This window comes from Enterobacter sp. 301B, from assembly GCF_003850715.1.
In the GTDB taxonomy this organism is placed as follows: Bacteria; Pseudomonadota; Gammaproteobacteria; order Enterobacterales; family Enterobacteriaceae; genus Enterobacter; species Enterobacter intestinihominis.
Window position 1 is genome coordinate 1 of sequence record NZ_PQTC01000047.1, and the last position, 10,728, is coordinate 10,728.

The 10,728-nt window shown below is 47.0% G+C and carries 16 protein-coding genes and 1 pseudogene; 8 read left to right on the forward strand and 9 right to left on the reverse strand.

Annotated elements, in window-relative coordinates; genetic code table 11:
- Nucleotides 1-350: 350 nt before the first annotated feature.
- The 3 genes from C3451_RS23460 to C3451_RS23470 are packed head-to-tail and all read right to left on the reverse strand — an operon-like array spanning nt 351 to nt 1,799.
- On the reverse strand, nt 351-827 hold the full coding sequence (locus tag C3451_RS23460; RefSeq protein ID WP_063139332.1) for a hypothetical protein: 477 nt from the start codon (nt 825-827) through the stop codon (nt 351-353).
- Nucleotides 815-1,459 (reverse strand): glycoside hydrolase family 19 protein, encoded by a 645-nt coding sequence (locus C3451_RS23465; protein ID WP_063139331.1) that lies wholly within the window; start codon nt 1,457-1,459, stop codon nt 815-817. The genes C3451_RS23460 and C3451_RS23465 overlap by 13 nt, the downstream gene beginning before the upstream one ends.
- Nucleotides 1,443-1,799, reverse strand: a complete 357-nt coding sequence (locus C3451_RS23470) for a phage holin family protein (RefSeq protein WP_059294222.1) — start codon at nt 1,797-1,799, stop codon at nt 1,443-1,445. Before C3451_RS23470 ends, C3451_RS23465 begins: the two co-directional genes overlap by 17 nt.
- 373 nt (nt 1,800-2,172) lie before the next feature.
- Here C3451_RS23470 and C3451_RS23475 point away from each other — a divergent pair, with 373 nt between their 5' ends.
- Nucleotides 2,173-2,994: a hypothetical protein gene (locus tag C3451_RS23475; RefSeq protein WP_048209458.1), complete on the forward strand. Its 822-nt coding sequence runs from the start codon at nt 2,173-2,175 to the stop codon at nt 2,992-2,994.
- Nucleotides 2,995-3,019: 25 nt separating this feature from the next.
- On the forward strand, nt 3,020-3,511 hold the full coding sequence (locus C3451_RS23480; protein ID WP_124304473.1) for a hypothetical protein: 492 nt from the start codon (nt 3,020-3,022) through the stop codon (nt 3,509-3,511).
- A gap of 13 nt (nt 3,512-3,524) precedes the next feature.
- Here C3451_RS23480 and C3451_RS23485 read toward each other — a convergent pair whose 3' ends face one another.
- The 6 genes from C3451_RS23485 to C3451_RS23510 form a co-directional block, all read right to left on the reverse strand.
- On the reverse strand, nt 3,525-3,869 hold the full coding sequence (locus C3451_RS23485; protein ID WP_048209709.1) for an antiterminator Q family protein: 345 nt from the start codon (nt 3,867-3,869) through the stop codon (nt 3,525-3,527).
- 108 nt (nt 3,870-3,977) lie between these two features.
- Nucleotides 3,978-5,357, reverse strand: a complete 1,380-nt coding sequence (locus C3451_RS23490; protein WP_062939320.1) for a replicative DNA helicase — start codon at nt 5,355-5,357, stop codon at nt 3,978-3,980.
- Nucleotides 5,354-6,235 (reverse strand): ATP-binding protein, encoded by an 882-nt coding sequence (locus C3451_RS23495; RefSeq protein ID WP_063139330.1) that lies wholly within the window; start codon nt 6,233-6,235, stop codon nt 5,354-5,356. The genes C3451_RS23490 and C3451_RS23495 overlap by 4 nt, the downstream gene beginning before the upstream one ends.
- Nucleotides 6,236-6,250: 15 nt before the next feature.
- Nucleotides 6,251-7,147, reverse strand: coding sequence for a helix-turn-helix domain-containing protein (locus C3451_RS23500; RefSeq protein ID WP_063926508.1), 897 nt, complete (start codon nt 7,145-7,147; stop codon nt 6,251-6,253).
- A complete protein-coding gene (locus tag C3451_RS23505; protein ID WP_017384393.1) occupies nt 7,144-7,440 on the reverse strand; it encodes a hypothetical protein in 297 nt (98 codons plus the stop codon). The genes C3451_RS23500 and C3451_RS23505 overlap by 4 nt, the downstream gene beginning before the upstream one ends.
- Nucleotides 7,441-7,465: 25 nt before the next feature.
- Complete coding sequence (locus C3451_RS23510) at nt 7,466-7,684, reverse strand: YdaS family helix-turn-helix protein (protein WP_032645228.1); 219 nt, start codon at nt 7,682-7,684, stop codon at nt 7,466-7,468.
- 114 nt (nt 7,685-7,798) lie between these two features.
- Between C3451_RS23510 and C3451_RS23515 the strand changes: the two genes are divergently transcribed.
- From C3451_RS23515 to C3451_RS23545, 6 genes and pseudogenes are all read left to right on the forward strand, one after another.
- Nucleotides 7,799-8,506: a helix-turn-helix transcriptional regulator gene (locus C3451_RS23515; RefSeq protein ID WP_017384394.1), complete on the forward strand. Its 708-nt coding sequence runs from the start codon at nt 7,799-7,801 to the stop codon at nt 8,504-8,506.
- Nucleotides 8,507-8,920: 414 nt separating this feature from the next.
- Nucleotides 8,921-9,121 carry a hypothetical protein gene (locus C3451_RS23520; protein WP_017384395.1) on the forward strand — a complete coding sequence of 67 codons (201 nt, stop codon included), beginning with the start codon at nt 8,921-8,923 and terminating at the stop codon, nt 9,119-9,121.
- Nucleotides 9,121-9,543, forward strand: coding sequence for a hypothetical protein (locus C3451_RS24400; RefSeq protein WP_017384396.1), 423 nt, complete (start codon nt 9,121-9,123; stop codon nt 9,541-9,543). Before C3451_RS23520 ends, C3451_RS24400 begins: the two co-directional genes overlap by 1 nt.
- Nucleotides 9,544-9,735: 192 nt before the next feature.
- Nucleotides 9,736-9,939 (forward strand): hypothetical protein, encoded by a 204-nt coding sequence (locus tag C3451_RS23530; RefSeq protein ID WP_016240231.1) that lies wholly within the window; start codon nt 9,736-9,738, stop codon nt 9,937-9,939.
- Nucleotides 9,920-10,330: a hypothetical protein gene (locus C3451_RS23535; protein ID WP_032667012.1), complete on the forward strand. Its 411-nt coding sequence runs from the start codon at nt 9,920-9,922 to the stop codon at nt 10,328-10,330. The genes C3451_RS23530 and C3451_RS23535 overlap by 20 nt, the downstream gene beginning before the upstream one ends.
- Before the next feature lie 189 nt (nt 10,331-10,519).
- Nucleotides 10,520-10,728, forward strand: a pseudogene (locus C3451_RS23545) (hypothetical protein); the annotation flags it as partial.

The following is a 10,728-nucleotide window of genomic DNA, read 5'->3' on the forward strand; positions in this document are numbered from 1 at the left end:
CACCATCAATAGTCACCTGCATTTGATTTTCCTTTTAGACGTGAGCCTGCCGCACGGCAAAGCCGCCGAAAGTTAACGGTTTGCCCAGGCTCACAGCTGAAAGACTTTCTTTGATGTGCGCGTGCGATGCGCATTAAAAAGCCCCGCGGGTGCGAGGCTCTGAGAATTTGCTACGGTTAAGGTCCAGAGGAGAGACTGTGTCAGAGTCTCAGGGATGAGTCTCTTTGCCTGTCACCTGCAGTTTTCGTATGGCTGCCCTATCGATGTTGCACTGCCCGACAATCCCGTAAAGTGTTGCGTTCATCGAAACGCTGTCACCGTATGAGGGATTATCTGGAAGATCTGGCACATCAATGCGCGACGTCAGTTCCGCCGGAAGGTTCAGGACCGGCTGCTTTATCACCCGGTATTCCACGGGCGGCTTCTGCTGCTGCGCGCAACCGCTCAACAGCGGCATCAGGAACAGGAGCAGCAGCGCACTTATCTGCCGCCAGGTATCGCTTAATCTCGCTCTGTAGCATTCGGTTCTGCCTGGCCGACTCGGCCCTTTGCTCTGCGACCTCAGACATGACCACGTTTTGCCTGTTAACGGCGCCAGCAAGCTCTTTAACGCTCCCCGCCAGATCGTCATTTTTAGCCCTCAGGTCGTTGATCTGCACATCCTTGCTGTCGTTAAGTTGTGTCAGCCTGTCGTTCGTCGCCGTCAGCTGGTAGTTGCGAGTGTTAAGCCCCCACAGGCAGATAGCGACAAGGATGATGAACGCGCAAGGAATGAGAATGTGCGCATTATTTTTGAAAATGCGGAATAAACTGATTAACCCGAACATAAAACCCCCTTAGCTTTAGTCAAGCGGGCTTTCCTGTCCTCCAGTCCGTTGGTACCACCGTTGATGATTCTGGTGATGCGGCTAACATCATCTGAGTCAGCGATAGCGTTAAGTCCGTGATTGCTCCACCATGCAGCTGCGGATTCAGCAGCATATTGAGGCTGAGTAAGTAGTTCCGGGCTCTTCACGATATCAACGCCAAGCTGGTTCACCAGCGCGGCGTAATTCGCTTTCCCCGTCACCTGAATCAGGCCGCGCCCGCGGTAACGATATCCATCACCACTGTTGCGATCGCCGTTCCCGTTCCGGCTGGCGTAGATGATGCTGCCAATCATTTTCTGGTCGGCAGGGTGGGCATTCAGGCCCGAATCAACACGGCCATATTTGAAAGCATCTTCCTGGCTGATTCGATTGCCGAACATTGCCAGCAATGCGCCGTATCGGTAATTCAGGCTCTCTTCCACATGCACGAAGCCAGATGATTCATGCCCAACCTGTGCGAGGAAGTGCGCCTGCCTTAACGGTGTGCTGATGTCGTACTTCTGCATTGCAGCCAGCACGACTGGAAACCATTTTCCGGCCAGCGCCGAACTTAGGCCTGTTGCTTGCTGGAATTTACTGAGGGTCAGCATTTGCTTTATCTCCCGGTTCATTCAGGCCAAGGCGACGGCGCGCATAGGCGAAAAGCGAATCCACCCCCACATACCCGACGCCAGCCGAGATCGGCCAGCAAAGCTCAGGGGGGAAATTCCAGTTGAAGATTGCCCATATAGCCGTAAGTGTCGGCTGAGCGAAGAAGCAAAGGATCCCGCACATCGTTGCGCCGGCGATCCGGTCCTTCCACTTTGATTTCGCGCCGCGCGAGGTAGCGAGTATCGACATGACAAAAGCCAGTACCGAATAGCCAGCTTCGTTTTTGTGGTTTACAAGCCACGCAAGCATCACCGCCCAGGTATCTGGTCTGTCTTGCATAGTGGTTTTCTTCATGTTCGCACCTGCTTGGTGCTGGTTGATTAGGTCAGGCCCTCGGGATGATTTAACAAGAAGGCATGTCGAGAATGGTTCCCGGGGCCTGAAAAAGAAAAGCCCCGGCAGGATGCCGAGGCTTATGATTGTTGGCCTGACCTCGCGGATAATTCCAACTTACCGCCATCCATTAGCGACGAGACCAATGGCGCGGGGATAAAGCAGGAATTGCGACCATAAAAAAACCCCGCCGGCTGGCGAGGTTTCGAATGTTATGTGTCAGTGCGTAGTGACAACTCATAGCAGAATACTATACATTTTGCGTACGCGTTAGTTTTTTAAAGTATGCTCGCCTAAACTCTAACCTTAAGGAAAAGCGATGAACTTCTCAAAACAAAAGCAAGCCAACCTAACCCGCAAGGTTACGGTTAGGGCATTTAAAGTAAACTCAAATAATAACAACAACTTATATAAGCAGATCGCAGCTAGTAAAAGTTTAGCTGCGGGCACCATCATTCAATATTCAGCTACCAAGCACATCAAATGCAAAGAACTCAAAACTATAAATAATACACATTTTATTCACTTTACTTCATACAACCCTAATGAGCAGGTCTCAGTCTCACCTATCAATCCTAAAGATAAAGATCTTTTTCCAGTCAAAAACCATGACAACCTGCATGCTTTCTACATGATTAAAGGGAACAAAATAGCATCACTAATGTTAATATCGACTAATTGGCCAGAGGTTAAGACCAGCAAATTATTTGGTCATTTTAAGATAGACATTATTCCAACATGCATCCTCCGCCAGGATACAGTTGCGAAATTGCAATCAGACGGATTAAAAGCGGTCCATGTAAATCTGGAAGTAATGAGCTCTGATTTTAATAAACAACCTGGCTTTTTAAAATCATTAATCCAAAATGAACCAGCTGTAAAACAGACAGGAATTTCAGGTCATCTAACTATTGATCATAAAGGAAACCCACAACTCGCTAAATCTATTGAAAATAATCCAACCCCTTGGATAAGTGATTTAGATAGTGACTTTTACTTTGAAACAAAAAAAAGCGAAAAAATAACCAGTGACAGCTTAAGGCTTACACAGGTATACTACACTATCCCCTATGGGGCAAAGTCGATCCTGTCAAAATATGCGGAAGAAATTTTAAGCGATTTTGTAAAAAACGAGTTTTAATGAGATTTCTAAGAGGCTTGAGATAATGAGAAACCTTGATATAAATGCAATTGCTATCACAGCGTTAAACATGCTCGCCTCTTTATTTTTTTCTTATTTCTTTACTGAAACTCTTACTAATAACACTGACGCACTCAACTTGGTTGCCAATATATTCTCAATATTGACTGGTTTTTTATTGTTAGTCATCACACTGTCAGGCGATATTTCTTCCGTTTCACTTGGACTAACTGAAGTTGAGCGCACATATCAAACAAATAGATTCTTAATTAGATTCAATAGATATTACAGTTTGTTTTTGTTGTATCTTTTAACATTAGCACTAATTTTCATATATTACTTACTCTCAAAAGATAAAAGCCACACAGGTTTGGCTTTATCATTATCAATAAGCGTGATAACCCATGCAATATCATTCTTAACTTGCTTCTCATTTATTCAGTCTACGTTCATACCTTTGAAATTGAAAAAGCTTTACACAGAGAAGAAAGAACTTAATGATAAATCAGGCAGCTAGTGCTGCCTGATACTCAGCTTAACATACAAATGCAGCCATCAATAAACCCCATTGCAGTTTGTAGTTCTTTCCTAATAGTACCATCGGAGACTTTTCTTTTTTTCGCAATTGCTCTCAATGAGATTCCGATAACGAAATGAGCAATCAGAAGTTCACATTCATTAGGTTTGAATTTTTTCAACCTCGCAACGCATCCATCAATCATGATCCCCTCATCATCGTTACACTGAGGCCGTGATTTCTTACCGTGCGGCAGGAGCCCTTTGAATCCAGCGGCAATTGGCTGCCAGTCCACTCCGTTGTGATCTGAGGCAGCCCAGGCCCCCCAACGATCCATAACCTCGTACATATCACGCATTGCGGTTTCTCTTTCCTGTTCTTTGTCACTAATATGCATGCCCTGCGGGCTGAAATGTTTAAGAGCTGCTTTCAGTTTCATGCGCTTGCCCCCGCTGTTTTAATGGTTTTAATAGTGTGCATTGCTGGATTGCCTATCTTTTGCGTATCGTCTGGTTTGAGTTTTCTGCTGTGGCGCCGAACGCTGCTTTGCTAACTCCTGGTCAATTGGCAGGAAGTGCCCGTTATAGAATCGACGGTAAATCGTGCCTAGTTCACCGTTGCGCTGTTTGGTCACGTTAATTTCCGCGATCCCTTTCGCTGGAGACTCAGGGTTATAAACTTCGTCGCGGTAAAGCATCATGATCAGATCAGCATCTGCCTCGATCTCACCCGAGTTTTTGAGGTCTGAGTTCATCGGTCGCTTATTGGGCCGCGACTCAACGCCACGAGAAAGCTGGCTCAGGGCAAGCACCGGCGTTTTATTAGATTTAGCCAGACGCTTGAGTCCTTTTGACACCTCACCGACGGCAAGGTCATATCGTGCAGTGCTTTCAATTTTGATGAGTGCCAGGTAATCCACAACCACCAGCGCTATTTCCGGATGCGCCAGTTGTAGGCGGGTAGCTATCTGTTGAATCTGATCTACTGTCAGATCGGTGGAATCAACCATCCAGATACTGCGGCCTGTCAGGCGCTCTACACCGTTTGTAAGTCTGGCCCAGTCCTCATCTTCGAAATCAGCAGCCTTTTTCAGGCGCGAAACTGACATGCCGCCGGCAGCAGATACCATTCGCTCTCCGATCTGGATATTTGGCATTTCCATGCTGAAGAACAGCACACCACGGCCCTGCTCAGAAACTTTGTCGATGATATCCAGCGCCAATTCAGTTTTACCCATCGACGGACGCGCAGCGATAAACACCAGGTCTGTTGGTTCAATACCGCCAGTCTTTGCATCAAGCTCTTCAATACCCGTCATGAGGCTTCTGGCTTCTTCGAGCCCGCGGTTGCGTGCATCTACCCGATCCACTACAGCAGGAAGAATGTCGTCGATATGAACTGGCTGAACGGTCTTTTCTTCGAGAGAAATTGCGGCAATGCTGTTCTGTGCAGCCCTGAATGCCGATAAAGCCGCATCACCATTGTGAGCACTCCGGAGATCAGCCAGCGCCCTTTCAATCACAGCTTCGGCATCACGAACAGCTGCATTACGCTCCAGCGTGGCAACGTAGGACACAAGCGCCGACTTGGCCCATGCGATACGGCTCGAGTCCATAATGATTGCGCTGTGCTTTGGCATGTTTTCGCAGAGCAGTACAGGGTCAATAACGCCAGCTCCACGCGCCTGACGGCAGATCCCAGTATATATTTCCCGATACTGCGGTACCGAGAAAGCTGTGGCTGGCACCCTGGAAAGAATATCCAGTACCTCAGGGTCGGCTCCACGCAGAAAAATTGCGCCGATCACCGCACCTTCCAGATCTTCATTTTTCCAGACAGGAGTCATGCTACAACTCCTGACGCGATGGCACGGAAACTTCCCCATCCAAATGCCAGACGGTTGCGGCCACCATCGGTAACCCGGTCCACGATTCGCTCTCCAATTGTCTCTTTCAGCTGGTCAAATGTGAGATTGCTGATCAGGATTGTTGGCAAAATGCTTTCGTACCGGGCATTGATAATTTCCTGCAGGATGGTCATTTCAGTCGGGCTGCCGAACTGAACGCCCACTTCGTCGATAATCAGCAGATCCAGTGAAGCAAAGCGCTCAATGACATCTTCCTCCGTCATTTCAGCATTGTGGCGCCACGTGCTTTTCACCGCTCGGGTTAGCCGCATAACATCAGTGATTTCCACTTTAGCGAGATGATCGCGGATGATGCTTTTCGCCATAGACACTGCCAGGTGGTTTTTGCCGGTACCACAATTTCCTGTCATAACGAGCCCAGTTCCAGCTTTAAGGCGTTCAGGCCAGCTGGTGGCATAACGCTGACAAGCCGCGAGATTTTTGGAGGCATCCTGATTGATGACCTGGTAGTTATCGAATTCACATGCTTCGAACCGTCGTGCGATCCCGGCATTGTCCATCAGGTCGGCTACCCGTAATGTACGCAGACATGATTCAATGCCAGCAAGGTCCGCTTTCACACACTCCGGGCACTGGGAGTGCTTAACATTTTCAACGCCACGATAGGCTTTCCCAATGAGGGAAATTCGCTGATAACCACCATGTTTTTCACAAGCCGCAGCGTGGACTTCGCCCGACTCCCAGCTTCCCCACTGCCACGGTTTTTTATGTTCCACAGCAAACGCCAGTTCTTCACGAAGAACTTCGCGCTTTGCCACCAGAGTTTCCCTTTCTTCGCGTTGTTTAATATTCAGCATTGTGATTTCTCCTGGTTACCAGTTGCAGTCTGATTGGCCATAGTCTTGTTCACTAAACCCCGAAACCGGCAGTCCACCAGGTCTACCGCTTACCGAACCAGATGGCGCCTGCCATGACTCTTCGAAATGCCGATCGGGACCAAAGAACGTCGCCGCCTGTTTCACGTACTGCGTTCCGGCGCTACCTGTAGCACGGACATAACCTGCATAACGGTTTACACCAGCCAGCATTGCCTCAGTGTTAACACCGTCTTTGATTCGAGCTTTCCAGGCTTTCCAGGCAGCTGCTTTAGAATTACCGCCAGCACGTTTAGGGTATGCCTGCCATGCCTGTTCGAACTCGTTGGAATAGTTCTCTTTGGAAGAGCGATTTTCAGAATGGACTTTCCCACATGCGCCAATATCTTGTGATTCTTGTTTTGAATTTACTTGTGGATCATGTTTTGAATTTACTTGTGGATCTGGGGTCAGATTCTGACGGGTGAAAACACCATTTTTGTCAGATACTGAAGGGTGAAAACCGTTTGAACATCCAGAACCTGACGGTTCAGAATCTGACGGGTGAAAACCGTTAGCCCTGCGCTGCTGTTTCAGCGCTGCCACTTTGTCCTTCTCAATGCGTGCCAGAGCCTCGAGACGATCAGCATTCAAATAATAAAGATTAGACGTGTTGCGATTACCTTTACGGCGGAATTCACGACGCAGCCAACCGGCAGACTCAAGTTCTGCAATAGCGGTCCTGACCGTGCTTTCCCCCAGACCCAACTGGCGGCAGATGGTCTCAACACTCGGATAGCAGACACCTTCATCATTCGAGTAGTCAGCCAGGCGAGCCATAATCACCAGTTTGGCACCCTTAATGTCATGCGCGGCGCATGCGTCCCAGACGTTACCGAGAATTTTGCTACTCATACAAACTCCTGAACTGGCGTGATTGTGTAGCCGCGAGCTGGCTCAATCCGAGTTTTAAGGCCTGTATCGTGGGCACCAATTTTTCTCACTTTCAGGCAAGCTGCGCGTTCAAGTGCCTTGATCTCCTTAAACATGGCTTGTTTTGAGCAGCAACAGAATTCAGCCAGGACCTGATGATCGATAACTCGCTCCCCCTCTCCATCCATAGATCCGCCCATCAAAATGCGAAGCATGACCAACCGCTGAAGTGGGTTATCGAATGTATATTTACGTACGAAGTCAGAGTGATTCATGATTCCTCCAGCATGCCGTGACATGTCACACCTCATTGCCCGGGTGCGGGAATAATTTTGGTTTGTCAGGTCTCAGTTCATGGGCGGGAATCCCAGTAAAGGCCGCAACATCAGGCACATGTTCCACCCCAACAACACCAACCTTTCTCCAGCGAGAGACAGAGGGTTGTTTTACACCTATAGCGCGAGCTAGAGCATTTACTCCTCCAGCAGCATCAATAGCTCTTTCAATTGCTGATTTCATTTTTTTGCTAATCCCGTTCAGTTGCTATCGAAATTATGATAGCAATTGCTATTGGAATGAGCAATAGACTTGTTTATCATGCTTGACTAGAATGTGATAGCGGAGGCTATAAATATGCAAGAGAGAACACTTAAGACGCTAGCTGACAGACTTAACTACGCAATGCATGAGATGGGCATGAGCCAGGGTCAGTTAGCCAAAGCGGCGAATATGGCACAACCAACCATATGGCGAATAACATCTGGAAATGCTAGAGGCACAACTAAAATCGTTGAAATAGCTAATGCCCTGGGTGTTCGTTCGGAGTGGCTATCAAACGGTACTGGACCAATGAGGGGTGACGACCAACAACCACCCCCACCGATGAATAACAAAAAAGATCCAGCCATCTTCAGAGTTGACGTACTCGACCTTACCGTAAGTGCTGGCCCGGGCATAATTAACAGCGAATTCGTGGAGGTGCTGCGCTCCGTGGAATACTCAGTTGAAGATGCCCGTCAAATGTTTAATGGCCGGAAACAGGAGCAGATACGCATCATCAACGTTCGAGGTGATAGCATGTCTGGCACCATAGAGCCAGGGGACTTACTCTTCGTCGATATCAGCGTTCAGCATTTCGACGGCGACGGTATATACGCGTTCATCTACGATGACACATCGCATGTTAAGCGCTTACAAAAGATGAAAGACAAACTCTTAGTTATCTCTGACAACCATACCTATCTACCATGGGACCCAATCGAGAAGGAAGAGATGAACAAAATTTTCATCTTCGGAAAGGTGATCGGCAGCATGCCGCAGACCTACAGGAAGCATGGGTGAATAATGCAAATGAAAATAAAAACTTACGCATAACAAGCTGAGTAGATTCTTAACCCGGCCAGTGCGCCGGGTTTTCTATGTGCCCCCACAATAGTAACCACCAGTCAACCAGGCGGGCGACTACCTGATCGGAACTCCTACCCTCTTTCTCTCTGCGAGTATCTCGCCCTTTCACAGTCCATTTTATTCTCAAGCTTCGATGCTCCAACTCCCGATATCTCATGTATTGGTAGATCACTGTCTAAAGGACAATTATTTCTACCGTGCTGTTACAAACACATCAGCAATATATTTTTTTTATTTTTGATATCAATGACATAAAAATCAATAGCAATTTAAATAGCAATACCTATTGCAAAGGCCAATAGCAGGCTCTATCATCATTCTATCAAATCAACTCAGAGGTGATAGAAAATGTCTCAGAAGATAAAAACATTTAAGGGGTTGTCCATCCATCCTTGTGATGCCTTCAAGAATATGTCCTTGATTGTTGAAGCAGCTAGTTTGTTATCGGCGGTTGATGATGACGAGTATAGAGAAATTAGCGACATTCTTCTCGCGTTTGTCTGCAACTATGCAAACGAGGCCCATAAAAATGAATGGGATAAACGATAATGAAAAATCCAATCGAAATGCTAAATGATATTGCTGCGGAAATCACTGAGAATGCTTCGTTACTGGAGGTTATTTACCGCATAAATGAATTTTCACCGGAAGCCGATAACACAATTGCCTGCCTGATTCGTTCTATGCTAAAGACCAGCCAAACTGCTTACGAGTATGTGGAGCAACTTAGCATCCATGCTGGAGCTGAATGTCAACGGGGACAAAAATTAGAGTCGCTAACAGCGCTAGCTAATCAACTTAACTCTTGGGCTTGTGATATCGGCGATTGTAAGCTTGCCGTTTATAATTCAATGGATGATATACCAACAGAATCAAACTCAATTGGGGTTTTAAGTCTCGTCTCCCAAAAACTGGATGAAATGCAGAGCATTATTAGCTCTAAAGCGGACAAGATCGAATTCAATAAGTAACGCTAAACAATAAAACAAATAACACCTTCACTGGTGTGGCTTCCTGCAACCTGAAAACAGGATTAGGTTAAAAATGACATTCATCAAAGATAAATCTGCGTATTTAACAGCACGGCTTTTCTTCGCGACCTATGGTGAGGAATACCGCCATATCTCTAACCTTTTCATGCGCAAAGCTTACGGGGTCTGAATATGCTCAGTAAAGACAGCTCTCTAGAAACCGCAAAAAACACAGCAGATAACCTGTATCAATTAATGGAATTAATTAACTCCAATATTATTGATATGGATATCGAGCAAATAATTTCTCTGTCTGGCCTCTGCCTTGACTTGTCGGCTCAGGTTTCAATGTGGATGGATTCGGAGTTTGAACGTCGTGAAAAACAACGTAATTGAAACCTACCGACGCCGAATTTTAAAGGCAGCGTTATTACGCCACCAACGTAAAACAGGCAGTAACTGCCTTGTTATTAAGCTCAATAAAGGCGGTATTAATACGGTCGAGTTAACAGAGATTCTTCTCGATGGATTATTGCGAAAATTCGAAAGGCTTGCGATTAGTGAGTATGGGAATGTCGAAGGCGTAAAAGCTATTAAGGGAATTTACAGCAGCTCTGTTGATGTTAATGGCAGCGGTGAATTCCTCACAGATAGCGGAAAGGAATTAATCGACGAGCTCATTTCTGAGCTGGTTGAGTTCGTCAAAAAACAAAAAGTGGAGGCTCCGAAAACGGAGGGTAATGAAATGGGGGGATCTGGTGGCACTGACAGCGATACGAATTCCTGAGTGGGTTCACCTCAAAGCGGTACACGTTTTATGCCAGTTCAGGGCAAGGCGCATTCACCCCTGCCGAATGCACGGCTCCGGGAATTTGAGCCTCAAAGTTAACCATCGCTGGCGGCTACTCTCCCGCGATGGCGGCAAGAACTTGGAAGTAATGAGTCACGAACGATACAGCAAAGTTAAGGACCGGAAATGAAAGATAAACGCACCGTAAGCATGATTGACCTGGCATTACAGAAACACGATACGCCAGTTGGCCCACTGTTCGTAGCAGTACGTCACGGTCGTATCAAAAAATGCTTCACGCGAGATACGGCGATCCGCTATCTGGCTTTCTTCATGACCACCGAGGCTTTTGAGCGTTCAGGTTTTCCGCAGCATCACCCGCGAGTGCGTATTGA

Coding starts and splice junctions, on each gene's coding strand:
- C3451_RS23460 (WP_063139332.1), bottom strand. CDS start 827: ATGTTCGGGTTAATCAGTTTATTCCGCATTTTCAAAAATAATGCGCAC.
- C3451_RS23465 (WP_063139331.1), bottom strand. CDS start 1,459: ATGCTGACCCTCAGTAAATTCCAGCAAGCAACAGGCCTAAGTTCGGCG.
- C3451_RS23470 (WP_059294222.1), bottom strand. CDS start 1,799: ATGCAAGACAGACCAGATACCTGGGCGGTGATGCTTGCGTGGCTTGTA.
- C3451_RS23475 (WP_048209458.1), top strand. CDS start 2,173: ATGAACTTCTCAAAACAAAAGCAAGCCAACCTAACCCGCAAGGTTACG.
- C3451_RS23480 (WP_124304473.1), top strand. CDS start 3,020: ATGAGAAACCTTGATATAAATGCAATTGCTATCACAGCGTTAAACATG.
- C3451_RS23485 (WP_048209709.1), bottom strand. CDS start 3,869: ATGCGTGATATGTACGAGGTTATGGATCGTTGGGGGGCCTGGGCTGCC.
- C3451_RS23490 (WP_062939320.1), bottom strand. CDS start 5,357: ATGACTCCTGTCTGGAAAAATGAAGATCTGGAAGGTGCGGTGATCGGC.
- C3451_RS23495 (WP_063139330.1), bottom strand. CDS start 6,235: ATGCTGAATATTAAACAACGCGAAGAAAGGGAAACTCTGGTGGCAAAG.
- C3451_RS23500 (WP_063926508.1), bottom strand. CDS start 7,147: ATGAGTAGCAAAATTCTCGGTAACGTCTGGGACGCATGCGCCGCGCAT.
- C3451_RS23505 (WP_017384393.1), bottom strand. CDS start 7,440: ATGAATCACTCTGACTTCGTACGTAAATATACATTCGATAACCCACTT.
- C3451_RS23510 (WP_032645228.1), bottom strand. CDS start 7,684: ATGAAATCAGCAATTGAAAGAGCTATTGATGCTGCTGGAGGAGTAAAT.
- C3451_RS23515 (WP_017384394.1), top strand. CDS start 7,799: ATGCAAGAGAGAACACTTAAGACGCTAGCTGACAGACTTAACTACGCA.
- C3451_RS23520 (WP_017384395.1), top strand. CDS start 8,921: ATGTCTCAGAAGATAAAAACATTTAAGGGGTTGTCCATCCATCCTTGT.
- C3451_RS24400 (WP_017384396.1), top strand. CDS start 9,121: ATGAAAAATCCAATCGAAATGCTAAATGATATTGCTGCGGAAATCACT.
- C3451_RS23530 (WP_016240231.1), top strand. CDS start 9,736: ATGCTCAGTAAAGACAGCTCTCTAGAAACCGCAAAAAACACAGCAGAT.